The following is a 22,958-nucleotide window of genomic DNA, read 5'->3' on the forward strand; positions in this document are numbered from 1 at the left end:
CTGCCCGAAAGGGCTCGGTCAGTCGCCGTGAGCGGGGGGCGCGGGGAGCAGCTCCCCGCGCAGCGCCTCGACGCCGACGAGCGTGACGGGAGGTCGCATCGACTCGGGTCGCGCCTCCCACTGCGCACGGGTCAGGACGAAGCGCCGGTTCAGCGCCGCCTGGCCGTCGCGCACCATCGGGTCGTCGCCGTTCTCGGCGTAGCCGAGGCGACGCGTCACGCCGAGCGAGCGCGCGTTGTCGGCGAACGCGCCGGTGGTGCAGCGCTCGGCGCCGAGGCCGTCGAACAGCAGGTGCAGGATCATCAGCCGCATCCGGGTGCCGACGCCCGCGCCCTGGTGGCGCAGACCGAGCCACGAGCCGGTCTCGGCGGTCCGCAGCAGGGGGAAGCGCTTCGCGTAGGCGCCCTGGATGCCGAGCACCTCGCCGTCGCGGACGACGCCGAGCTCGACGCGCCAGTCGTCGACGCCGAACGACGCGCGGTTGCCCCACTGGTAGGTGAGGACGTTCCGGGCGACCTCGGCCGGGGTCCCGCGGGTCCACGGCACGGAGAACGGCATGAGGTCGGGTCCGTGGACGCCGTCACCGGCAAGGCGTGCGAGGTCGGCGAGCAGGTCGTCGTCGAGGTAGCGGAGCTCGAGGTCACCGCTGGTGACGCGGACGCCGGCGAGGGGCCAGAGGTCGACGAAGGGGGCCGTCATGCCCGTCAGGGTGTCCGCCGGCCGGCCCGACGGCAACCCGTTTCCGCCGGTCACCACGCGTCACCGCCGCGTGCGCGGTCGGTGATCGCGGCGAGCACGTCGTCGGCGTACACCGGCTCGGCGTGGGGGGTGACGGGGCCGTCGTCGAGCGTCGTCCACTGCCAGTGCGGCGCGACCCGGGCCGTGGTGCCGTGCTCGGCGAGCCGCAGGTCGAGCAGGACGCCGTACCGGTAGCCGAACCGCCGCTGGATCGCCTGCGCGGTGCCCAGGTCGAGCGCGCCGGGGCTGTCGGCCGCGTCGGCGGAGAGCTCGACGAGCAGCAGGTTGTGCTCGGGGCCGAGGCGGCCGCGACGGTGGACGATGAGGTGCGGGGCGCGGGCGGTGCCCTCGTCGAGCCGCACGGACGACTCGAGCACCATGCCCGAACGGTCGTACTCCGCGTCGACGTCCCACGTGCCCTCGATCGTCCCGCGCAGCGCCCAGCCGAGGTGGAAGGAGATCGTGCGCGGGCTGGGCCGGCTGGTGCCCGACGACGGCGCGAACAGCGTCCACTGGTCGACGAGCGTGTTCGTCAACGCGATCCGGACGCGGGCCTGCAGGTCGGCGAGCAGCATGCGCGGACCGTACTCCCCCGCTGCGGCCGTCCTGCGGGACCACCGGCCCGCGACGGTGCCGGGGCCTGGGCCGACACCCAGCGGGCGGATCCCGCAGGATCCGGTTACCGACCGGTCAGGTTTGCCGTCGACCGGTGTGGGTCCGGACGTCTAGGTTGGTCCGCTGTGACACCTGTCATCGCCGCCCGTGGCCTCACCAAGACCTTCGGCGACCTCACCGCCGTCGCCGGCATCGACTTCGAGGTCGCGTCGGGCGAGTCCTTCGGGCTCCTCGGCCCGAACGGCGCGGGCAAGTCGACGACGATGCGCATGGTCGGCGCGGTGTCGACCCGGTCCGGCGGCGACCTGCACGTCCTCGACCTCGACCCCGACACGCACGGGCCGGAGATCCGGTCGCAGCTCGGCGTCGTCCCGCAGGAGGACAACCTCGACACCGAGCTCACCGTGCGCGACAACCTCCTGGTCTACGGCCGCTACTTCGGCCTCCCCCGCCGCGTGTGCGCCGAGCGCGCCGACGAGCTGCTCGAGTTCGCGCAGCTCACCGAGAAGGCGAAGGTCAAGACCGACAACCTGTCCGGCGGCATGAAGCGGCGCCTGACCATCGCCCGCGCGCTCATCAACGAGCCACGCATCCTCATGCTCGACGAGCCGACCACCGGCCTCGACCCCCAGGCACGGCACGTGCTCTGGGACCGGCTGTTCCGGCTCAAGGAGCGCGGCACGACGCTCGTCGTCACGACGCACTACATGGACGAGGCCGAGCAGCTCTGCGACCGGCTGGTCGTCGTCGACCACGGCCGGATCATGGCGGAGGGCAGCCCGGCCGACCTGATCCGCGAGTACTCGACGCGCGAGGTCGTCGAGCTGAGGTTCGGGTCGAGCCGCAACGCCGAGGCCGCCGAGCGCATGGGCGGCGTCACCGAGCGCATCGAGGTCCTGCCCGACCGCGTGCTGCTGTACGCCGACGACGGCGAGGCAGTCGTCGAGAAGGTGCTCGCCCTGGGGCTCGAGCCGACGACGAGCCTGGTCCGCCGGTCCAGCCTGGAGGACGTCTTCCTCCGCCTCACAGGGCGGAGCCTCATCGAATGACGACGACGAGCACCCCGACGCCGACGCCCGCCGCCCAGCGCGCGCTCGCCGCCGGCGCCCTGCCCCGCCGGTTCGGCTGGTGGTACGTCGCCGAGGCGCAGCTGCGCAGCATGAAGGCGTACGGCTGGACGATCGTGGCGAGCGGCGTCGGGCAGCCGCTGCTGTACCTGCTCGGCATCGGGCTCGGCCTGGCCGCGTTCCTCGACGTGTCCGTGGCCGAGGGCCCCGACGGGCCGATCGACTACGTGACGTTCGTGGCGCCTGCGCTGCTGGTCACCGCCGCGGTGGGCGTCGCGATGGACGAGTTCACCTACGCCGTGATGTCGGGGTTCAAGTGGCGGCGGCTGTACTACGCGCCGAACGCGTCGCCGGTGTCGCCGCCGCAGCTCGCGACGGGCGTCGTCGTGGCGTGCGCGGGCCGGATGCTGTTCACGGTCGTCGTGTACTACGCGCTCATGGTCGCGTTCGGGGCGGTCGGTGACCCCGTGTCGGGCCTGCTGATCCCGCTGGTCGGCATCCTGGGCGGGCTCGCGTTCGGCCTGCCCGTGATGGCGTACTCGGCGTCGATCGAGGACGACCGCGGCCAGTTCGCGCTCATCCAGCGGTTCGTGTTCACGCCGATGTTCCTGTTCTCCGGCACGTTCTACCCGCTCGACTCAGTGCCGATCGCGTTCCAGTGGATCGGGTGGATCTCGCCGGTGTGGCACGCGTCCGAGATCGGCCGGTCGCTCAGCTACGGGTCCGCGCCCGGCTCGTGGCCCGTCGGCGTGCACCTCGCGATCCTGCTGGTCATGGCCGGGGTCGGCGGTCTCGTCGCGGGCCGGATCTTCACGCGGAGGCTGCGCGGATGACGACGACCACCGCGACCACGCGTCCCGCGCCGCGCCGACGGTCCCGCGGCGGCGTCCGTGCGCTCTACGCCGGCAACGCGGGCGCCGTCGTCGAGCGCGGCCTGCGCGCCACCCGGTCCGGCAACTGGGTCATCGTGCTGTCGGGCTTCTTCGAGCCCGTGTTCTACCTGCTCGCGATGGGCTACGGGCTCGGCACGTTCGTCGGCGACGTCACGATGGCGTCGGGCGAGACGATCTCGTACGCCGCGTTCGTCGCTCCGGCCCTCCTCGCGGTGTCCGCGATGAACGGCGCCGTGTACGACTCCACGTGGAACGTCTTCTTCAAGATGCACTTCGGCAAGATCTACGACGCGATGCTCGCGACGTCGATCGGGCCGCTCGACGTCGCCCTCGGCGAGATCTCCTACGCGCTCCTGCGGGGCGGTGTCTACGCGCTCGGGTTCCTCACGGTCATGCAGGTCATGGGCCTGAACCTGGCCTGGACCGCGTTCCTGTCACTGCCCGCGCTGCTGCTCGTCGCGTTCGGGTTCGCGTCGGTCGGGATGGCCGTCACGAGCTACATGAAGACCTTCCAGCAGATGGACTGGATCAACTTCGTGATGCTCCCGATGTTCCTGTTCTCGGCCACGTTCTACCCGCTGACGGTCTACCCCGAGGCCGTGCAGTGGTTCATCAAGGCGCTGCCGCTGTGGCACGGCGTCGAGCTGGTCCGCGGCCTGACGACCGGGGAGCTCTCCCCCGCCATGTGGGGGCACGTCGCGTACTTCGTCGGCATGGTCGTCCTGGGCGTCGCGTTCACCACGACCCGCCTGCGCGCGCTCTTCCTCGACTGACGCGTCTCGTCCGCCCGTCGGCTCGCGCCGGACGACGAACGGGCCCCGGTGCACGCGAGGTGCGCCGGGGCCCGTCGACCGTGGCGGTCGCCCTGAGGTCAGCGGGTCAGCCGCAGACCTCACCGTTCACGGTGAACGACGTCGGGTTCGTGTTGGTCCCGTTGTGGGAGCCGTTGAACCCGATGTCGACGCTCTGACCAGGCTGGAGCGTGGCGTTCCACGATGCGCCCGTCGCGGTGACCGTCGTCCCGGTCTGCGACCACGTGGCGCTCCAGCCCTGCGTGACCTGCTGGCCAGAGGGGAAGGCGAACCCGAGGGTCCAGGTGAGGGGCTTCGTGCCGGTGTTGGTGATCTTCACCGCGCCGGTGAAGCCGGTGTTCCACGAGTTCGCCGTGTACGCGACCTTGCACGAGGCGGTCGTCGTCGTGGGCAGCGTCGTGAACGTGACGGCCGCCGAGACCGCCGACCGGTTGCCCGCGCCGTCCTTGGCCCGGACCACGTAGGTGGACGCGGTGTCGGGAGTCAGGCCGGTGAGGACGGTCGACGCGGCCGTGGGCGAGGCGACGAGCGTCTGCGTGGTCCCGTCGACCCGCAGCACCTCGTAGCCGGCGAGCCCGCTGCCGCCCGTGTCGGTCGACGCGGTCCACGTGAGGGTGGCTCCGGTCGTGCCGATGTTCGACGCGAGCGGCGTGCCCGGGACGGTCGGCGCGGTCGTGTCGACCGGCGGTGCGGTCGTCGTGAACGTCACCGAGGCGGACACCGCGGAGACGTCGCCGGCCGTGTTCTTCGCCCGCACGGCGTACGTGTACGCCGTGCTCGGGGTCAGGCCCGTGAGCGCGTACGTCGTGCCCGTGGTCTGCGCGACGACGGTCGTCGTCGTGCCCTGGACCCGCAGGACGTCGTAGCCGGCGACGGCCGGGGTGCCGGTCGACGCGGCCCATGTGAGGGTCGCACCGGTCGACGTGACCGCTGACGCGACGGGCGTGCCCGGCGTGGTCGGCGGCTCGGTCGTGCCCTGCGTCTCGGTCGTGAACGTGACCGCGGCGGACGCGGCCGACACGTTGCCGGCGACGTCCTTCGCCTTGACGACGTACGAGTACGACGTGCCGGGCGTGAGGTCTCGCAGGATGTAGGCCGCCGCGGTGGTGGTGCCGACGAGGGTCTGCGTCGAACCCTGGACCCGGTACAGCTCGTACCCGGCGACGCCCGAGCCGGCGTCGGTGGACGCCGCCCAGGTCAGCGACGCGCCGACGGTCGTGATGCCCGACGCGACCGGGGTGCCAGGGACGGTCGGAGCGGTCGTGTCGGTCGTCGTGCCGGTCGGCTCCTTGCCCCAGATCAGCGTCGAGCCGTCGTAGAGCGTGATCGCCGCTGTCTTGGCCAGCGCCGTCGCGTTGAGGTTCGCGAACGACGGGTCGTTCGCCGCGTTCCAGCCGTTCGGGCCTGTGAGCCGGAACTGGATCTCCCGACGGTGCTGCGACTGGCCGCCCGGGTGGATGTTCTGCCCGACGCAGGACAGCTCGACGTAGCCGAGCGTGCCGCCGGCGGAGACGCCGCGGCCGGACTGCGCGCCGCACTCGCTGTAGTTCGACGACAGCGTGACGTCGGACGCCGAGAACCCGTCGGTGGTGAACCAGTACCGGATCTTGCCGTTCTTGAGCGACCGCGCCGGGAACGCCGACTGGTTGCGGATCATGCCCTTGATCTCGGTGTACGTGGTGCCGGGAGGCTGGTTGAGCATCGCCTCGACGAAGATCTCGTCGCCGTCGGGCGCCTCACGCGTCGGGAACGACGCCAGCGCGGTGCCGCCGTACTCGTCGACGAGCCGCGCGAGCGCGCTGGTGAACCCGGCGTTGTAGTCCGTCGCGACCTCGTTGGCGACGTAGTCCTGCCGCGAGTCGGTGTACGCGTCGTTGGGTGAGCCGGGACCGCCGACGAGTGCGCCGTACAGCACGTGCCGCGACGCGGCGGGCGTGGTGATCGAGTCGAGCCACGACCCGTGCGCGGTGCGGTGGTGCGGCATGGTCGGCGGGTTGGCGCCGAAGCCGACGACGTACGACGACTTGCGCGGGTTGTCGCCGAGCGCGTAGTTGATCTGGCGCACGCCGAAGTCGTGGTACCGCGCCTTGCGCGTCGCGTCGGTGAGCCAGTCGGAGTAGACGAGCGCGACGAACGACGTGTTGGCGGCGTACCGCAGCGCACCCCACGAGTCGAGGACGGCCATGCCGCCGGGTGAGTACGGCACCTTCTGGCCGTTGACGCCGACGGTCCAGTAGTCGAGCCAGCGGTTCGCGTCGTCGACGTACTTCTGCTTGCCGGTCTCCATCGCGAGCAGCGCGTACATGCCGAACTGCTTGTTGTCCCACGCCACGGTCCACTTGTAGGACTTCGTGGTGCTCTGGTTCTCGGTGCCGAGCTTGTCGTACTCCGTCTCCGCCTTGCTCAGGTACGACGCGTCACCCGTCGCCTTGTAGAGCCAGTACGCGCCCCAGACGAGCTCGTCCTGGTAGCCGGACCACGACTTGTAGTACGCCGAGGCGGCGGTGACGCAGTCGGAGTAGCTGCCGCGGTACTGGTCGGCGAACGAGTACAGCTGCTTCGCGTGCGAGATCAGCGTCGCGGCGTACGTCGGGTCGTCGCCCTTGAACAGGATCGACGCGGAGGCGAGCGATGCCGCGGTCTCGGCAGCCACGTCGGAGCCGGGGCAGGACGCGGTGATCTTGTGCGACGGCCGCGCCATCGTCATGACCTCGGCCGGGCCCCACCACTTGTGGTCCGCCTCGCCGTCGCCGACCTGCACGTACAGCTCGTTGGGCGCGGTGTGCGCCTTGACGAAGTAGTCGTTGACGAAGCGCAGGTTGTCCTTGAGCTCGTCGAGCTGGCCGGACTTCGTGTACCCGCCGGGGCTGTCGATCGCGCCCCACGCGAGCATCGTCGCGCTGAACGCCATCGGCAGCCCGAACTTCACGTGGTCGCCTGCGTCGTACCAGCCGCCGGTGAGGTCCTTGCCCACGTCGGCGCCGTCGGTGAGGCCCGAGTCGCCGCGCCACGAGACGGGGAAGTTGTCGGGCAGGTCGCCGGAGCGCTGCGCCTGGTAGAAGAACATCGACTTCTGGAGCGCCTCGGCGTAGTTGTACGCGGGGGCGGCGCTCGCGGAGGTCGCGAGCGGGGCGACGAGCAGTCCGGCGGCGACGGCGAGGGCGGAGGCTCCCGCCGTCGCGGTGCGACCGCGGGATCGGGGCGCGCGGGGCGCCGTGGCATGGCCGAGCATGGGGTCCTCTTCCGGGCACGGGAGTGGTGGACGGCGTCCCGTGCTGACCGCTGTCGCTCCGGCACGACGCGCCTGGGGCGCATCGTCCAAACCGGGCGCCTCACCGGTCAACGGCCTAAACGATTCGGTGCCGCCGACCTGCCACGACGCCCCTCTCCGGACAGCACCACGCCCCCCGGGCTCGAGGCCGGCGGAGGGCGTGGGAACCTGCAGCCCGGCTCATGGCCGGGGACCCGGGTCAGACCGAGGGAGTGTCCTTCTGGTCGTCCGTCGTCGGGTTCACGACGGGGTCGGGCGTCGGCTCGGCGGACCCGGCGTCGACCGTCTTCGGCGCGGTGCGACGCACGCGCTTCGCGGCCTCCGTCGCGCCGTCCTTGGCCTCGGTGACCTTCTCCGTGAGGTCCTCGCGCGCCTCGGCGACCTTCTCGGCGGCCTTGCGGGTCGCGTCACGGCCCTTGGCGACGGCCGCCCCGGCGGCCTCCCCCACGGCGTCCGCGGCGTCGCCGACCTTGTCCGTCAGGTCGTGGCGGGCCTCCTGCGCGCGCGACTTGAAGTCGTGCGACGACGACCCGAGCGAGTCGGACGGCTCCCACGGCTCGGCCCACGGGTCGACCTGCGACCGCGACCGGCTCCAGGCGACGGCCGCGGCGCCGACCGCGGCGACGCCCGCGACGACCCAGAACACCTTCGCGCCGGTGTGCTTGCGCTCCTTCTCGGCCGCCGCAGCGGCAGCGGCAGCCGCCGCCGCGGCCTTGGCGGCGCGCTTCGCGGCCTTCTTGCTCGTGTCGGAGGAGACGTCCGCGGCCTTCTCCACCGCGGCGCCGGCCTTGACGGCGGCCTCGTTCATCGCGGCGACCAGGCGGGGCAGCAGGTCGTCGACGAGCTTGTCGTGCGCGGTGTCGATCGCGGGCGACGCCTTCGCGGCGGCCTGCTCGACCTTCGGCGCCGCGGCGATGAGGCTCTCCTTGTACGCGTGCTCGACGCGCGGCAGGAGCCACTCGACGAACGCCTCGACACGTGGCGTCGTCCACTCCTTCGCGTGCACCGCGGCGTCGGACGCCTTCGAGGCGGCACCCTTGGCGCCGATCGCGGCCGCGATCTTGGCCTGCGCCGCCTTGTCGGCGAGCGTGGCGGCCAGCTCGGCGGCCTGCTCCTTCACCTGCTCCGTGTCGACGTCGATCGTCGTGCGGCTCTTGCTGAAGCCCATCGTCACTCCCGGCTGCTGTGCGGGCGGGTGGGGCATGACCCATCCGCGCTGGTCGGCGGCACTGGAGTCCCACTCTGCCACCGGACCTGCTGGGATGCAGTCCGGAGGGGCGAGCGAGCACCCGTCCGCCTCTCGCACCGCGGGCCCTGCGTGCGAGACTGTCGGCATGTTCGCGACCCTGCACACGTCCGCCGGTGACATCCGGATCGAGCTGTTCCCGAACCACGCGCCGCGCACCGTCGAGAACTTCGTCGGCCTGGCGAACGGCTCCAAGCCGTGGACCGACCCCGCGACCGGTGAGCAGCGCACCGACGCGCTCTACTCGAACCTCGTCTTCCACCGCGTGATCGACGGCTTCATGATCCAGGGCGGCGACCCGCTCGGCACCGGCCGCGGCGGCCCGGGCTACACGTTCGACGACGAGATCCACCCCGAGCTCGCGTTCTCCGAGCCCTACCTGCTCGCGATGGCGAACGCCGGCAAGCGCATGGACCCGACGACGGGCAAGGTCGGCGGCACCAACGGCTCGCAGTTCTTCATCTCCGTCGCACCGACGACGTGGCTCAACGGCAAGCACACGATCTTCGGCAAGGTCGCCGACGACGAGAGCCGCGCCGTGGTCGACGCGATCGCCACCGCGCCGACGCGGCCTGGCGACCGTCCCGTCCAGGACATCGTCCTGCAGTCGGTGTCGATCGAGGACTGAGCGGTCCCCATCTCCGAGAACCCCACGCCGGACGCGGCCGCACCGCCGGTCTGCCCACGACACCCCGAGCGGGTGTCGTACGTGCGCTGCCAGCGGTGCGGCCGTCCCGTGTGCCCGGACTGCCAGCGCCAGGCCGCGGTCGGCGTGCAGTGCGTGGACTGCGTCGCGGAGGCGTCGCGGACCGCGCGCCCGGTGCGGACCCCGCTCGGCGGGCGCCGGCACGAGGGCCGGCCCGTCGTGACGTTCACGATCATCGGCCTGTGCGTCGTGAGCTTCGTGCTCCAGCAGGTCGTCCCCGGGTGGACCACCCGGTGGCTGTTCGTCCCGGTGCTGCCCGACGCCTTCGGGCTGCCGGTCGCGACGCTCGTGGCGGAGCCGTGGCGGTTCCTCTCCGCGGCGTTCCTGCACTCCCCCGGCGGTGTCGTGCACCTCGCCGTCAACATGCTCGCGCTGTGGATGATCGGCCCGTACCTCGAGCAGGCGCTCGGTCGGGCCCGGTTCGTCACCCTCTACCTGCTGAGCGCGCTCGGCGGGTCCGTGGCCGTCGTGCTGCTCGCCGACGCGCTCGACGCCTGGCACGTCGGCGTGCTCGGGGCGTCGGGCGCGATCTTCGGCCTGTTCGGCGCAGTGCTCGTCGTGATGCGACGGCTCGGCGGCGACGTGCGCGGCATCCTCGTCGTCATCGGGCTCAACGTCGTCGTCGGCTTCGTGGTGTCCGGCATCTCGTGGCCCGCGCACCTGGGCGGCCTGTTCACCGGCCTGGCCCTCGGCGCCGCCTACGCCTACGCCCCGGCGGCGCGCCGTCGGCAGGTCGCTGTCCTTGCACCGGTGGTGGTCGCGTCGGTGCTGGTGGGAGCCGCGTGGCTCGCGTACTCAGCGGTCGGGCTCGTCTGACCCTGCTCGGGCTCGTCCGACTCGTCCCCAGGTGGCGCGCGTCACCCGTGTACGACGACCTTTCTGTCCACAGCCTGTTGACCTGCGCGAACGCCTTCTCTGTCCCCAGCGGTGCACAACCCTGTGCATAACTACACGGCTGTAGTTCCACAGCTGTGAGCAACCTTGGGGACGGTCCGCACAGCCCTGAATCGTTCGTCAGGACGGCCTGTGAGGATGCTACGAGCAGGGTCTGACATGCCCTCGGGGCGCGGGGTCGAGGCATGCCCTGTCAGGGAACCGGGACACTGCGGACGAGGCGCGCCCGCGGGGAGGTCCATGGACGTCCGGGAGAACGACGACGGCGGGGCAGGTCGTCGTCGACCCACCCCGCCGTCCAGTCCTCGGCGCCGCGTCAGCGCCAGCGCGTCGTCATCCCGAAGCCCGCGATGATGAGGGTGAACCCCACCGCCAGGTTCCACTGGCCGATGCCGGGGATCGGGTAGTCCGAGCCCGTCAGGTACGTGATGACGATCCACACGAGGCCGACGAGCATCAGCCCGAGCATCACGGGGACGAACCACGGCGGGTTCGGCTTGGGGCCGGCCGACTTCTCGGGCGGCGGGATGTACGCGGCCTTCTTGCGCGACCTCGACTCAGGCACGTCCGGGCTCCTGTCCAGCGGCGGTACGTGACGCGGGGCGTCACGCGAACGGACGGCGACGGGGTGTCACCGTGCGACAACGATGTGGCGTGGACGTCACGCACCGTCACGGGCGCCACGCAACGTGACCTAGCGTAGTGGGCACCAGCCCCGCGCCCGACCCTCTCGAGAGGACGACCGTGACCGAGCACTCCCACCGTGCGCGGCGTCTGCTCGCGCGCGGGACGCTCTCGGTCGCCGTCGTGCTGGCCCTGTCGGGCGCGCTGTTCGCGGCCAACGCACGGTTCGCGCAGGCCAACGAGGGGGAGCGGCACCCGCAGGACCTCGCCGGCCTCGCGAGCGTGCAGAACGACCGCGTCGCGCGGTTGTCGACCGAGGTCGACGACCTGCGGACCGAGGTGGACACGCTCGCCGAGGACGGCAGCGCCGACGCGAGCACCCAGCCCGGGGAACCCGGCGCGGGCTACGTCGTCGAGGGCGGGGCCACACCCGTCACCGGTCCCGGGATCACGGTGCAGCTCGAGGACGCGCCCGCGCGCGAGGGCGTCGACCAGGACGTGCTGCTCGTGCACCAGCAGGACATCCAGAACGTCATGAACGCCCTCTGGGCGGGCGGCGCCGAGGCGATGACGCTCCAGGGGCAGCGGGTGATCTCCACGAGCGCGTTCTGGTGCGTCGGCAACGTGCTGAAGCTGCACGGCCGCGTCTACTCGCCGCCGTACGTCATCGAGGCCATCGGCGACCCGTCCGACCTGCGCGACGGCCTCGCCGCGTCGCCCGCCGTCGGGCTGTACCTCCGCGACGTCAAGGCCGTCGGCCTCGGCTGGTCCGTGAGCCAGTCCGACGCGATGGAGATGCCCGCCTACTCGGGTGCGACCGAGCTCGAGTACGCCCGTGTCCCTGACGGCGTCGAGATCCTGCCCGGCCTCGAGGCCGCCCAGGAGGCCGCGAAGGACGAGGCCCGCGCGACCGCGCAGACCCGCAGCACGACCACGCCGACAGGCCCGGGGGGCGACGATGACTGACCCCGCGGCCACGGCGACCGCGACGCCCGACGGGCCCGCTGACCAGCCGGTCCGCACGCGGCGCAGCAGCCGTCCCCGGCGGGGTGCGAGCCCTGCGCGGCAGCGCGCCTACGCGGCCGTCGGCGTCGTCGGCGAGGTGCTCATCACGCTCGGCGTCCTGCTCTTCGCGTTCCTCGCCTGGCAGCTGTGGTGGACCGACGTCGAGGGGAACCGCGCGCAGGCCGAGATCGTGCGCGACCTCGACTGGCAGGTCGCGCCGACCCCCGAGCCCAGCGCCACCGAGACTGGCCCGCTCGTCGCCGAGCCGCGCCGCGACGAGCCGCCCGTCATGGCCGAGCCCTCGCACGCGACGACCTTCGCGACGATCCAGGTCCCACGGTGGGCGGGCGAGCCCGAGCGTCCCGTCAGCCAGGGCACCGACCGGGCGACCGTGCTCGACGTGCTCGGCGTCGGGCACTACGAGGGCACCGCGATGCCGGGCGGCGTGGGCAACTTCGCGCTCGCGGGCCACCGCACCACCTACGCGAAGCCGTTCAACCGCGTCGCGGAGCTGCAGGTGGGCGACCCGATCGTCGTCCGCACGTCGGACACCTGGTACGTCTACCGCGTCACGTCGACGGAGATCGTCATGCCGTCGCAGGTCGACGTCATCGCGCCCGTCCCCGGCGACCCGGGTGCCACGCCCACCGAGCGGTTCATCACGCTCACGACGTGCCACCCGATGTTCTCCGCGCGGGAACGGTTCATCGTGCACGGCACGTTCGACTACTGGGCGCCCGTGACGGACGGGACTCCCGCCGAGCTGCTGCCGGCCGCATGATGGGCGCGCGGCGACACCACGTGACAGGAGGCCGATGATGTACGGGTGGCTCTGGCGGCACCTGCCGGGTCCGTCCGTCGTCCGGGCGCTGATCCTGGCGGTCGCCGCGTTCCTCGTGCTCGCCGCGTGCTTCCTGTGGGTGTTCCCGGCGGTCGCGCCGTTCATGCCGTTCAACGAGACCACCGTGGGGGAGTGACGTGACCCGGATCCTGGTGATCGACAACTACGACTCGTTCGTCTACACGATCGTCGGCTACCTCAACCAGCTCGGTGCGGAGACCGTGGTCGTGCGCAACGACGCCGTCCCGCCGCTGTCCGAGCGCGAGGACTTCGACGGTGTCCTCGTGTCCCCCGGGCCCGGCACGCCTGCCGAGGCCGGGCAGAGCATGCAGGTGATCCGCGACTGCGCCGAGACGGGCACGCCCATGCTCGGCGTGTGCCTCGGCCACCAGGCGCTCGGCGAGGTGTTCGGCGGGACCGTCACGCACGCCCCCGAGCTCATGCACGGCAAGACCAGCGAGGTCGAGCACCACGGCGAGGGCGTCCTCGTCGGCCTGCCGACGCCGTTCACCGCGACCCGCTACCACTCGCTCGCGGTCGTCGACGGGACCGTGTCCGACGACCTCGAGGTCACCGCGACCACGCACGGCATCATCATGGGCCTGCAGCACCGCACGCTCCCGCTGCACGGCGTGCAGTTCCACCCCGAGTCGGTGCTGACCGAGGGCGGGCACCGGCTGCTGGCCAACTGGCTGGCCGTCTGCGGCGACGACGAGGCCGTCGCGCGGTCGGAGGGGCTGCACCCGCTCGTCCGCCTCTGACGCCCGTTCGTCGGCCGTCGACGCGGCGGGCGCGCCCCACCTCGCGCTCCCGGTCCGCGCCCGAACCCGCACCCCGCACGACGAAGGCCCCGCCTGTCCCGGAGGGACGAGCGGGGCCTTCCCCGTCTGGCGCTACGGCTTGGGCGTCTGTGTCGGCTGACCGTTGTTGTTGCCCCCGCCGCCCGGGCCCTTCGAGACGTGCAGGTCGATTTGCTGACCCGGCTCGACCTCCGACCCACCGTCCGGCTCGACGCGGATGACCTGGTTGACGGGCGACTCCGACTGCTCGTCGACGCGCCGCACGTTCGTCAGACCGGCCTGCGCGAGCGCCTGGACGGCTTGGTCGTAGCTCATCCCGACCAGGTTGTCGGGCACCACGGGGTTCTCGGGAGCGATGGCGATCTCGATGTTGATCGTCGTGTCCTGCGGGACGAGCGAGTTCGCGGGCTTGTCCTGCGAGATCACGGTGTCGGGCGGGAACTCGTTCGTCTCCCGCTCGCGCGAGTTCGCGTTGAGGGACGCGTCGTTGAGCAGCTGCTCGGCCTCGGCCCGCGTCTTGCCGGCCAGGTCGGGCACCTGCACGTTGCCGGACGACACGAAGAGCTTCACCGGGCTGCCGGACGACACCGACTCGCCCTCGGCGGGCTGGGTACGCGTGACGCGACCCTTCGGCTGCTTGGGGTCGTCCTCGGACGTGCGGTTCGGGTCGACCGTGAGCCCGGCGGCCTCGATCGCGGCGACGGCCTCCTGCTCCGTCATGCCGGCCAGGCCCGTCGGGACGGTGGTGGTCGCGGGGCCGGTGGAGAACGTGACGGTCACGTTGTCGAGCTTCTCGACGGGGGTGTCGGCCGCGGGGTCGGACTTGATGGCCTCGCCCTCGGGCACCGTGTCGGACGGCTCCTCGGCGGGCGTGAACTGCAGCTCCGCGTCCTCGATCGCCGCCTTGGCCTCGTCGCGCGTCATGCCGACGACGTTCGGGACGGTGAGCTCCTCGGGGGCGTTGCCGCGCGAGTTCGCCACGAGGAGCGCGATGATCCCCGCCACCGCGAGGACCGCGATGCCGATGAGCACCCACATGAGCCACGGCTTGCGGCCCTCGTCCTCGGGCTCCTCCGGCAGGCCGGCGGGCGTCGTCGGCTGCAGACCCGTCTGGGCCCACGGCGACGTCGGCGCCATGGCCTGCGTCGCGGCGACGGCCGGAGGCGCCATGACCTGCGTGGCCTCGGCCGCGGCGACCGCGGCACCGGCGGCGATGACGCCCACCGCGGGCGCGCTGACCACACCGCCGCGCAGCACGGCCTCGAGGTCGGCGCGGAACTCCGCGGCCGTCGAGTAGCGGGAGTCGCGCTCCTTCGCGAGCGCCTTCGCGGTGATCCGGTCGAGGGCCTCGGGGACGTCGGACGCGAACTGCGACGGCGTGGGCGCCGTCTCGCGGACGTGCTGGTAGGCGACCGCGACGGGGGAGTCGCCGGTGAACGGCGGACGGCCCGTGAGCAGCTCGAACAGCAGGCAGCCCGTCGAGTACAGGTCGGAGCGGGCGTCGACCTGCTCGCCGCGCGCCTGCTCGGGGGAGAGGTACTGGGCGGTGCCGATGACGGCCTGCGTCTGCGTCATGGTCGCCGCGGAGTCGGCTACCGCGCGGGCGATGCCGAAGTCCATGACCTTGACCGCGCCCGTCGGCGTGAGCATGACGTTCGCGGGCTTGATGTCGCGGTGCACGATGCCCGCGTGGTGCGAGTACTCGAGCGCCGACAGCACGCCGGCGGTGATCTCGACGGCCTCCTCGATGGGCACCGCGTGCCCGTCGCGCAGGATGCCGCGCACCGTGTGACCCTCGACGTACTCCATGACGATGAACGGCACGTGCGCGACGACGCCGGTCGGCTCCGTGTAGACGTCCTCGCCGGTGTCGTAGACCGCGACGATCGCCGGGTGGTTCAGGGCCGCGGCGGCCTGCGCCTCGCGCCGGAACCGGTTCTGGAAGGAGGGGTCGCGCGCGAGGTCGGAGCGCAGGATCTTGATCGCGACCGTGCGGCCGAGACGGGTGTCGTGGCCGATGTGCACCTCGGCCATGCCACCGCGCCCGATGAGCTCGCCGACCTCGTACCGTCCGCCGAGGATCCGGGATCCGTCGTCCACCACTAGGCGTCCTTCACTTCCGTCGTCAGCGGGCGCGCGGAGTCGTGACCGCGCCCGTCCACCGAGATCATCCCATCGGGACTGCCGCGACGAGGGTACTGACTGCCGTCGTCGCGTGGGGACGTGCTGTGCGCGACGACGGCCCCGGGCGGTCCGTCGAGGGGTGCGGCCCTGGTCAGGCCGTTGGCGAGGGCCGCGCCGAGCAGCGCGACCAGGAGGAGCACGAGCGCGAGCAGCGGCCACCGGAACCGCGAGAAGCGGCCCAGGCGCGGCCCGCTCGTGCGCAGCGCGGCGACGTTCACATGCCGCGGGGTGCTCGAGACGCGGGCGCGCGGCTCGTCGCGGCGCGTGCGGCGGGGCGGGTACGTCGGAGGGGCCTCGTCGGACGCGCCGCGCGCCGTCGTCACCGCGGTCGCGAACGTGTCGGCCGGGCGCGAGATCTTCGAGACCAGCACCGGGATGCCGCTCGGCGGCGTGCGCGGTACCAGCTTGTCGAACAGCCCGGCGAGCTCCTCGCCCGACTGCGGGCGCTGGGCCGGGTCCTTGGACAGCAGACGCATGACGAGCGCGGCGAGGGGCTTGTCGACGCTCGACGGCAGCGGCGGGACCGCGTTGTTGACGTGCGCGACCGCGATGTCGACCGCGGTCGGGCCCGTGAACGGGCGGTGGCCGACGAGCGCCTCGTACGCGACGACTCCCAGCGAGTACAGGTCGGACAGCGGCGTCGCGGCCTTGCCGACGGCCTGCTCGGGGGACAGGTACTGCGCGGTGCCCATGACCATTCCCGTCGCGGTCATCGTGATCTGGTTCTGCGCCAGCGAGACGCCGAAGTCGGTGATCTTCACGCGGCCGCCGCGGCCCAGCAGGATGTTGCCCGGCTTGACGTCGCGGTGCACGACGCCCGCCGTGTGGGCCGCGTGCAGGGCGCGCGCCGTCTGGGCGAGGATCGGCAGCAGCCGCCGCGGGGTCAGCACCGGCTCGCGCTCGAGCAGGTCGGACAGCGGCTCGCCGACGACCAGCTCCATCACGAGGAACGCGGAGCCGTCCTGCTCGCCGTAGTCGAACAGCTGCGCGATCGACGGGTGGTGCAGCGACGCCGAGTTGCGCGCCTCCGTGCGGAACCGCTCGAGGAAGCCGGGGTCGCCCGCGAACTCCTCCTTGAGGACCTTGACCGCGACGGGACGCGCGAGGGCGTCGTCGTGCGCCTCCCACACCTCGCCCATGCCGCCGGTCGCGATCGGCTTGATGAGCCGGTACCGGCCGTCGAGGGCCACGCCTGCTGCCGTCCTCACGATCCCAGCACCGCCTGGATCACGGCCTTCGCGATGGGCGCGGCGACGCGGCCGCCGGTCGCCTCGTTGCCGGCGCTGCCGCCGTGCTCGACGATCACCGCGACGGCCACGCGGGGCGCGTCGGCGGGCGCGAACGCGGTGAACCACGCGTGCGGCGCCTGGTCGTCGCCGGTCTGGGCCGTGCCGGTCTTCCCGGCGACCTGCACCCCCGGGATCTGCGCGGCGGTGCCCGACCCGTCGGCGACCACACCGACCATCATGTCGCGCAGCGCGGCGGCGGTCCCGGGCGACACGGCGGTCGACAGCAGCTTCGGCTCCGTCTCGTCGACGGTGTGCAGGTCGGCCGACCGCACCGTCTGGACGAGGTACGGCTGCATGAGCCGGCCCTCGTTGGCGATCGCGGCCGACACCATGGCCATCTGGATGGGCGTCGCGCGGACGTCGCGCTGGCCGATCGCCGAGCCCGCCGTCTCGGGTGCGTCCAGGTCGTCGGGGAAGACGGAGGGCACGACGACCGTGGGGATGGTGAACCCTTCGTTGAAGCCGAACCGCTCGGCCTGCGTGCGGATCGCGTCGTCGCCCAGGTCGAGGCCGAGCTGCGCGAACGACGTGTTGCACGAGACGCGCAGCGCGTCCGCGAGCGTGATGGGGTCGGCGCCGCACCCGCCGCCGCCGAAGTTGCCGACCGTCGCGGTGGTCTGCGGCAGGTCGAGCTCGACCGGTGCGGGCAGCGGCGACTGGGGCGTGTACGAGCCGCTCTCGAGGGCTGCCGCGGCCGTGACCAGCTTGAACGTCGACCCGGGCGGGTAGACCTCCTTGGTCGCGTTGCTGCGCAGCGGGTTGCCCTCGGCGGTCGACAGCGCGGAGAACGCCTCGCCGGCCGCCTTCGTGTCGTGCGTCGCCAGGGCGTTCGGGTCGAAGCCGGGCGTCGAGACGAGCGCGAGGATCTTGCCCGTCGACGGCTCGATCGCGACGACCGCGCCCTCCTGGTCGCCGAGCCCGTCGCGTGCCGCCTGCTGCGCGGCCGGGAGCAGCGTCGTCTCGACCGCCGCACCCTCGGGCCGGCGGCCGGTGAGCACGTCGCGCACGCGCGTGAAGAACAGCTGGTCACCGCGGCCGGTGAGCGCGTCGTTGGCCGCGAGCTCGAGCTCCGTGCGGCCGTTGACCACCGAGTAGAAGCCGGTGACCGCGGACCAGAGGTCGCCGCCCGTGTACGAGCGCTGGTAGCCGAACGCGTCGTCGACGGGCGCGGACGACGCGACCGCCTCGCCCGCGACGACGATCGGGCCGCGCGCGTTGCCGAACTCGCGGTACAGCGTGCGGACGTTGCGCGGGTCGTTGTTGAGCGAGTCCGCCTGGACGTACTGCACCCACGTCGTGCCGCCCATGAGCACGACGAACATGACGAGGACCACGGTGGCGAGGCGGCGCAGGGGAGTGTTCACGACAGCCCCTCGATCCGCTCGGTGGGCTGGTCGCCGCCGGTCGGGCCCGCGGTGCCGCCGCCGCCGTTCGCTCGCGCCGCGGACGCGACCGGCGTGCCGACCTCGGGTGTCAGGACCGCGCGCACGACGGGTGCGGGCCGGCGGGCCTCGTCGGAGATGCGCAGCAGCAGCGCGACGATGACCCAGTTCGCGACCAGCGACGAGCCTCCGTACGCGAGGAACGGCGTCGTGAGGCCCGTCAGCGGGATCAGGCGCGTCACGCCGCCGACGACGACGAACGTCTGGAACGCGACGACGAACGCGAGGCCGCCCGCGAGCAGCTTGCCGAACCCGTCGCGCACGCCGATCGCGGTCCGCATGCCGCGCTCGGTGAGGATCGTGTAGCAGAGCAGCAGCGCGAGCAGGCCCGTGAGGCCGAGCTCCTCGCCGAGGGACGCGACGATGAAGTCCGACTCGGCGTACGGGACCAGGTCAGGCCGGCCCGAACCCCAGCCCGTGCCGAACAGGCCGCCGTTCGCGAGCCCGAACAGGCCGCGCACGAGCTGCCCGGAGCCGCCCGGGAACCGGTCGAAGATCTCCTGGTCGAACGGGTGCAGCCACGCGTCGAAACGCGCCCCGACGTGCGGGAACGCAGTTGCGGCGACGAGTGCGCCGCCCACGAACAGCAGGAGGCCGATGACGACCCAGCTGAGCCGCTCGGTCGCGATGTAGAGCATCGCGACGAACAGGCCGAAGAGCAGCAACGACGTGCCGAGGTCGCGCTCCAGGACGAGGACCGCGAGCGAGACGCCCCACACGATGAGGATCGGGCCCAGGTCGCGCGGGCGCGGGAGCTGCAGGCCCAGCACCTTCGGACCCGCCAGCGCGAGCGTGTCGCGGTGCGTCACCAGGTAGCCGGCGAAGAACACGGCCAGCGCGATCTTGGCGAACTCCGCGGGCTGCATGCCGACGCCGCCGACGCGCACCCAGATCTGCGCGCCGTTGATCGACTGCCCGATGCCGGGCACCAGCGGGAGCACCACGAGCCCGAGCGCGACGATCATCGCCGTGTACGTGTAGCGGCGCAGCGTCCGGTGGTCCCGCAGCAGCACCAGCACGAGCGCCGCCAGCACCACGGAGATCGCGGTCCAGCCGAGCTGCCGCTCCGCGAACCCGGCGGCCTTCTCGCGCGCCTCGTACGCGATGTCGATCCGGTAGATCATCGCCAGGCCCACGCCGTTGAGCGCGACCGCGACCGGCAGGATCACCGGGTCCGCGTACGGCGCGCGCCACCGCAGCACCAGGTGCAGCGCCACGGCCAGACCCGTCAGGCCCGCCGCGTACCCGATGACGTCCGCGGGCACGCTGCCGTCGATGCCGAGACCCACGAGCGCGTAGCCCGCGACGGCGATCGCGAGCGCCAGCACGAGCAGGCCGAGCTCGACGCCGCGCCCCGCCCGCACCTGGTGCGGCTGCACGGTCGCCATCACGTCCACCTCACGGGCTGGTCACCCCGGCAGCAGGGTCGACCGCAGGAGCCGTGGTCGGCTGCGGGGCCGGCAGGAGCGGGGTCGCCGTCGACGTGGGCGTCGCTGTCGGTTCGTCGGCCTGCTCCTCGGCGTCCGACTCGAGCATCCGGACCAGGTCGCGCGCGTCCTCGAGGGACGTCGCGTGGATCGTCTGCTCGACGCGTCCGCGCAGGTAGGCCGAGCCGAGGTCGTCCATCGACGTGCCCGACCGCTCGACGACCGTCGACAGCGCGACCGGGCCGAGCGTCTGCGGCAGGCCGCGCAGGATGACGACCTCGCCGTCGGAGTCCGCGACGTAGTACTGCGTCTGCGTCCACAGGTAGCCGAGCACCAGCACCGCGGCCGTCAGCAGGCCCGCGAACGCCCACACGAGGCCCGGGCGGACGCGGCGGCGCCCGACGGGCTCGCCCTCGTCCTCGTCCTCGTCGCCCACCGCGGTCACGGTCACCGGGACCGCGGGCAGGTCGGCCGGGTCGTCGTCCTCGTCGTCCGCAGGTTCCTGCGTCTTCTTCTGGCGGGCGGCCGACTGCGCGAGCGACGCCGCGCGTGCCGCCGGGCCGTCCACCGCCGACGTCGGGTCGTTGCGCGTCGTCGCCGCCGCACCCACGACCGTCGCCGCCGTCGTCGGGCCCGCGCCGTCGGCGACGTCGTCGAGCTCGATGACGTCCGCCAGCACCACGGTCACGTTGTCGCCGCCACCCGCGCGCAGCGCGAGCTGCACGAGCCGGTCCGCGCACGCGTCGACGTCCGCGATCGTGCGCAGCGTCTCCTCGATCGTGTCCGCGCTGACGAAGCCCGACAGGCCGTCCGAGCACAGCAGCCACCGGTCGCCCGGGCGTGCCTCCCGGACCGACAGGTCCGGCGTGACCTCCGCGTCGAAGTCGCCCAGCACGCGCATCACGACCGACCGCTGCGGGTGGTGCTCGGCCTCCTCCGGCGTGATCCGGCCGATGTCCACCAGGTGCTGCACGAACGTGTGGTCCGTCGTGACCTGCGTCAGCACGCCGTCCCGGAACAGGTACCCGCGCGAGTCGCCCAGGTGCACCATCGCGAGCTTGTTGCCCGCGCGCAGGATCGCGATGACCGTCGTGCCCATGCCCGCGAGGTCCGGGTCCGCGTCGACGCGCGCCAGCAGGTCGTCGCGCGCCGACTCCAGCGCCGCCTCGAGCTGGTCCAGCGCGTCGTCCGGGCCGTGCGACTCGCCGTCGAGCGGCGCGAACGCCGCGACCGCGACCGACGACGCCACGTCGCCGCCCGCGTGCCCGCCCATGCCGTCCGCGACCATGAGCAGGTGCGGGCCCGCGTAGGCGGAGTCCTGGTTGTTCGTGCGCACGAGCCCGACGTCCGAGCGCGCCGCATACCTGAGGGCGACGGTCACCGGGTTACCTCTGCAGCTCGAGCACGCTCTGTCCCACGCGGACCGGTGTACCGGTCGGCAGGGGGATCGGTCCGTCGACGCGCTGGTCGGCCAGGAACGTCCCGTTCGTCGAGCCGAGGTCCTCCACGAACCACTGGCCGTCCTGCGGGAAGACGCGCGCGTGACGCGAGGAGGAGTAGTCGTCGTCCAGGACCAGCGTGCACGACGGCGCACGGCCGATGAGCACCGGCGCGGTGCCGAGCGGGACGATCGTGCCGCGCAGCGGACCCTCCGTCACGACCAGCTTGCGCGGGCCCGAGCCGCTGCGCGCCGCACGCGGGGTGCGGACGGGGGCGGACGCGGCTGGGGCGGGGGTGGGGGCGACTGCGACCGCGTCGACGGGCTGCGGACGGACGGGCGCGGCCGACGCCGCGCGGTTGGCCCGGCGACGGTCCGTGATGCGCGTGCCGTACAGGTCGCGGCGCAGCACGCCGATCGCCGACAGCACCAGGACCCACAGCAGTGCGAGGTACCCCAGCCGCAGCAGGGTGATCGTCAGCTCACTCATGCGCCGGCGTCACTCGTCCAGGTCCGGCTCGCCGCCCGTCCAGAACAGGATCCGGGTGCGGCCGATCATGAGGGTGTTGCCGTCGACCAGCGTCGCCGCCGGGACGTGGTGCCCCTCCACGTACAGGCCGTTCGTCGAGCCCATGTCCGAGGCGATCACGCCGTCCGGCGTCACCCGGATCTCCAGGTGGCGGCGCGAGACGCCCGGGTCGTCCACGATGATGTCCGCCTCCGAGCCGCGGCCGATGACCGTCACCGGGCCCGTGAGGATGTAGCGCTGGTCGTCCACGATCAGCAGCGGGTGGCGCGACGTCGGCGCCGTCGCCGCGGCTGGCGCGACCGCGCCGCGCACCGTCGCGCTGTGCACCCGGAAACGACCCGTGTCGAGGTCCGCGTCCTCGCCGAACGACACCGTCACCGGCCCGACGAACGCGTAGCGCTGGCTCGCGGCGTGCTCGGTGACGGTCGCGGCGAACTCGTCCGCCATCGCCTCCGCGCCCCACTCCTCCACGTGGTCGTAGTCGGCAGACGCGAGCTCGATCGTGAACTCGTTCGGCACCACCGTCCGGTCACGTCCCACGACCGCCGCACGGTCGTCGAGCTCCCGCCGCAGCGCGCTCGCGAGCTCCACCGGCTTCAGCTCGCTGCGGAAGGCCTTGGCGAAAGCGTTGTTCACGACGCGCTCCACGCCGTTCTCGAACTTGTCGAGGAAGCCCACGCCCACCTCCCTTACCCGTGCTGTGCCGTGGCGGCGCCGATGGTCGGTGGCCGTCCTGGACGTTGATGGTATCCGTGCCGCGCCCGCCACGGCCGGGTGAGGCGGGTGTTGTCGTGGGAGGACTCGGGGGAGGTCCCGTGCGGTGGTGGGTCGCGGCGTGCGTCCGAGCGTGTCCGGGGCGCCCGCGCGGGCGTCCTCGCACGTCATCGGGGCGGGTCGGGAACCACCCCGGCGCCGTGCTAATGTTCTCCGGCGCGCGCGAGTGGCGGAACGGCAGACGCGCTGGCTTCAGGTGCCAGTGTCCGAAAGGGCGTGGGGGTTCAAATCCCCCCTCGCGCACACTGTGATGTCGCAGGACATCGGCAACAGGCCGGACCCTCAGGGTCCGGCCTGTTTGCGTGTCTGGGGTTGGTAGTTGCGGGTGGTGTCGATGGTGAGTTCGCGCAGGAGTTCTCCGGT

General features: G+C 72.6%; 21 protein-coding genes and 1 tRNA gene. 10 read left to right on the plus strand and 12 right to left on the minus strand.

Annotated features, from left to right (window positions below; all coding sequences use genetic code 11):
• Positions 1-18: 18 nt before the first annotated feature.
• Together CTKZ_RS09760 and CTKZ_RS09765 are read right to left on the minus strand one after the other, a co-directional pair.
• Positions 19-699 (minus strand): GNAT family N-acetyltransferase, encoded by a 681-nt coding sequence (locus CTKZ_RS09760; RefSeq protein WP_124342770.1) that lies wholly within the window; start codon positions 697-699, stop codon positions 19-21.
• 50 nt (positions 700-749) lie between these two features.
• Complete coding sequence (locus tag CTKZ_RS09765; protein WP_124342771.1) at positions 750-1,313, minus strand: hypothetical protein; 564 nt, start codon at positions 1,311-1,313, stop codon at positions 750-752.
• A 165-nt stretch (positions 1,314-1,478) separates the two neighbouring features.
• Here CTKZ_RS09765 and CTKZ_RS09770 point away from each other — a divergent pair, with 165 nt between their 5' ends.
• The 3 genes from CTKZ_RS09770 to CTKZ_RS09780 are packed head-to-tail and all read left to right on the plus strand — an operon-like array spanning position 1,479 to position 4,086.
• Entirely contained in the window at positions 1,479-2,402 is a 924-nt protein-coding gene (locus tag CTKZ_RS09770; RefSeq protein ID WP_124342772.1) for an ABC transporter ATP-binding protein, read from the plus strand.
• Positions 2,399-3,253: an ABC transporter permease gene (locus tag CTKZ_RS09775; RefSeq protein ID WP_124342773.1), complete on the plus strand. Its 855-nt coding sequence runs from the start codon at positions 2,399-2,401 to the stop codon at positions 3,251-3,253. Before CTKZ_RS09770 ends, CTKZ_RS09775 begins: the two co-directional genes overlap by 4 nt.
• Positions 3,250-4,086 (plus strand): ABC transporter permease, encoded by an 837-nt coding sequence (locus tag CTKZ_RS09780; RefSeq protein ID WP_124342774.1) that lies wholly within the window; start codon positions 3,250-3,252, stop codon positions 4,084-4,086. The genes CTKZ_RS09775 and CTKZ_RS09780 overlap by 4 nt, the downstream gene beginning before the upstream one ends.
• A gap of 106 nt (positions 4,087-4,192) precedes the next feature.
• Here the strand turns inward: CTKZ_RS09780 and CTKZ_RS09785 are convergent, their stop codons facing one another.
• Positions 4,193-7,357 carry a glycoside hydrolase family 9 protein gene (locus CTKZ_RS09785; protein WP_124342775.1) on the minus strand — a complete coding sequence of 1,055 codons (3,165 nt, stop codon included), beginning with the start codon at positions 7,355-7,357 and terminating at the stop codon, positions 4,193-4,195.
• Between the two features lie 238 nt (positions 7,358-7,595).
• Positions 7,596-8,600: a hypothetical protein gene (locus CTKZ_RS09790; RefSeq protein ID WP_235843423.1), complete on the minus strand. Its 1,005-nt coding sequence runs from the start codon at positions 8,598-8,600 to the stop codon at positions 7,596-7,598.
• A gap of 130 nt (positions 8,601-8,730) precedes the next feature.
• Here CTKZ_RS09790 and CTKZ_RS09795 point away from each other — a divergent pair, with 130 nt between their 5' ends.
• Together CTKZ_RS09795 and CTKZ_RS09800 are read left to right on the plus strand one after the other, a co-directional pair.
• On the plus strand, positions 8,731-9,270 hold the full coding sequence (locus CTKZ_RS09795; RefSeq protein ID WP_124342776.1) for a peptidylprolyl isomerase: 540 nt from the start codon (positions 8,731-8,733) through the stop codon (positions 9,268-9,270).
• Positions 9,271-9,279: 9 nt separating this feature from the next.
• Positions 9,280-10,164, plus strand: coding sequence for a rhomboid family intramembrane serine protease (locus CTKZ_RS09800; protein ID WP_124342777.1), 885 nt, complete (start codon positions 9,280-9,282; stop codon positions 10,162-10,164).
• A gap of 394 nt (positions 10,165-10,558) precedes the next feature.
• Here CTKZ_RS09800 and CTKZ_RS09805 read toward each other — a convergent pair whose 3' ends face one another.
• Positions 10,559-10,807 carry a cell division protein CrgA gene (locus CTKZ_RS09805; protein WP_124342778.1) on the minus strand — a complete coding sequence of 83 codons (249 nt, stop codon included), beginning with the start codon at positions 10,805-10,807 and terminating at the stop codon, positions 10,559-10,561.
• A gap of 179 nt (positions 10,808-10,986) precedes the next feature.
• On the opposite strand from CTKZ_RS09805, the gene CTKZ_RS09810 reads away from it, so the two are divergent.
• The 4 genes from CTKZ_RS09810 to CTKZ_RS09820 are packed head-to-tail and all read left to right on the plus strand — an operon-like array spanning position 10,987 to position 13,473.
• Entirely contained in the window at positions 10,987-11,832 is an 846-nt protein-coding gene (locus tag CTKZ_RS09810) for a DUF881 domain-containing protein (RefSeq protein WP_124342779.1), read from the plus strand.
• The gene (locus CTKZ_RS09815; protein ID WP_124342780.1) at positions 11,825-12,652 is read left to right on the plus strand and encodes a class E sortase; all 828 of its coding nucleotides are present in this window, start codon (positions 11,825-11,827) and stop codon (positions 12,650-12,652) included. Before CTKZ_RS09810 ends, CTKZ_RS09815 begins: the two co-directional genes overlap by 8 nt.
• 37 nt (positions 12,653-12,689) lie before the next feature.
• Positions 12,690-12,848: a hypothetical protein gene (locus tag CTKZ_RS22000; RefSeq protein ID WP_168676678.1), complete on the plus strand. Its 159-nt coding sequence runs from the start codon at positions 12,690-12,692 to the stop codon at positions 12,846-12,848.
• Position 12,849: 1 nt separating this feature from the next.
• The gene (locus tag CTKZ_RS09820; protein WP_124342781.1) at positions 12,850-13,473 is read left to right on the plus strand and encodes an aminodeoxychorismate/anthranilate synthase component II; all 624 of its coding nucleotides are present in this window, start codon (positions 12,850-12,852) and stop codon (positions 13,471-13,473) included.
• A 132-nt stretch (positions 13,474-13,605) separates the two neighbouring features.
• Here CTKZ_RS09820 and pknB read toward each other — a convergent pair whose 3' ends face one another.
• Genes pknB through CTKZ_RS09855 form a run of 7 tightly spaced genes read right to left on the minus strand, consistent with a single transcriptional unit; the run spans position 13,606 to position 22,499 of the window.
• Positions 13,606-15,615: a Stk1 family PASTA domain-containing Ser/Thr kinase gene (pknB, locus tag CTKZ_RS09825; protein ID WP_124342782.1), complete on the minus strand. Its 2,010-nt coding sequence runs from the start codon at positions 15,613-15,615 to the stop codon at positions 13,606-13,608.
• Entirely contained in the window at positions 15,615-16,904 is a 1,290-nt protein-coding gene (locus CTKZ_RS09830; RefSeq protein ID WP_124342783.1) for a serine/threonine-protein kinase, read from the minus strand. The genes pknB and CTKZ_RS09830 overlap by 1 nt, the downstream gene beginning before the upstream one ends.
• Complete coding sequence (locus tag CTKZ_RS09835) at positions 16,901-18,349, minus strand: peptidoglycan D,D-transpeptidase FtsI family protein (RefSeq protein ID WP_124342784.1); 1,449 nt, start codon at positions 18,347-18,349, stop codon at positions 16,901-16,903. The genes CTKZ_RS09830 and CTKZ_RS09835 overlap by 4 nt, the downstream gene beginning before the upstream one ends.
• A complete protein-coding gene (locus tag CTKZ_RS09840; RefSeq protein WP_124342785.1) occupies positions 18,346-19,815 on the minus strand; it encodes an FtsW/RodA/SpoVE family cell cycle protein in 1,470 nt (489 codons plus the stop codon). Before CTKZ_RS09840 ends, CTKZ_RS09835 begins: the two co-directional genes overlap by 4 nt.
• A 10-nt stretch (positions 19,816-19,825) precedes the next feature.
• Positions 19,826-21,235 (minus strand): PP2C family protein-serine/threonine phosphatase, encoded by a 1,410-nt coding sequence (locus CTKZ_RS09845; protein ID WP_124342786.1) that lies wholly within the window; start codon positions 21,233-21,235, stop codon positions 19,826-19,828.
• A 4-nt stretch (positions 21,236-21,239) separates the two neighbouring features.
• Positions 21,240-21,782 carry an FHA domain-containing protein FhaB/FipA gene (locus tag CTKZ_RS09850; RefSeq protein ID WP_124342787.1) on the minus strand — a complete coding sequence of 181 codons (543 nt, stop codon included), beginning with the start codon at positions 21,780-21,782 and terminating at the stop codon, positions 21,240-21,242.
• A gap of 9 nt (positions 21,783-21,791) precedes the next feature.
• Complete coding sequence (locus CTKZ_RS09855) at positions 21,792-22,499, minus strand: FHA domain-containing protein (RefSeq protein ID WP_124342788.1); 708 nt, start codon at positions 22,497-22,499, stop codon at positions 21,792-21,794.
• A 256-nt stretch (positions 22,500-22,755) separates the two neighbouring features.
• On the opposite strand from CTKZ_RS09855, the gene CTKZ_RS09860 reads away from it, so the two are divergent.
• Positions 22,756-22,838, plus strand: a tRNA-Leu gene (locus CTKZ_RS09860).
• Positions 22,839-22,958 lie beyond the last annotated feature (120 nt).

It is taken from the genome of Cellulomonas algicola, from assembly GCF_003851725.1.
GTDB classification, from domain to species: domain Bacteria; phylum Actinomycetota; class Actinomycetes; order Actinomycetales; family Cellulomonadaceae; genus Cellulomonas; species Cellulomonas algicola.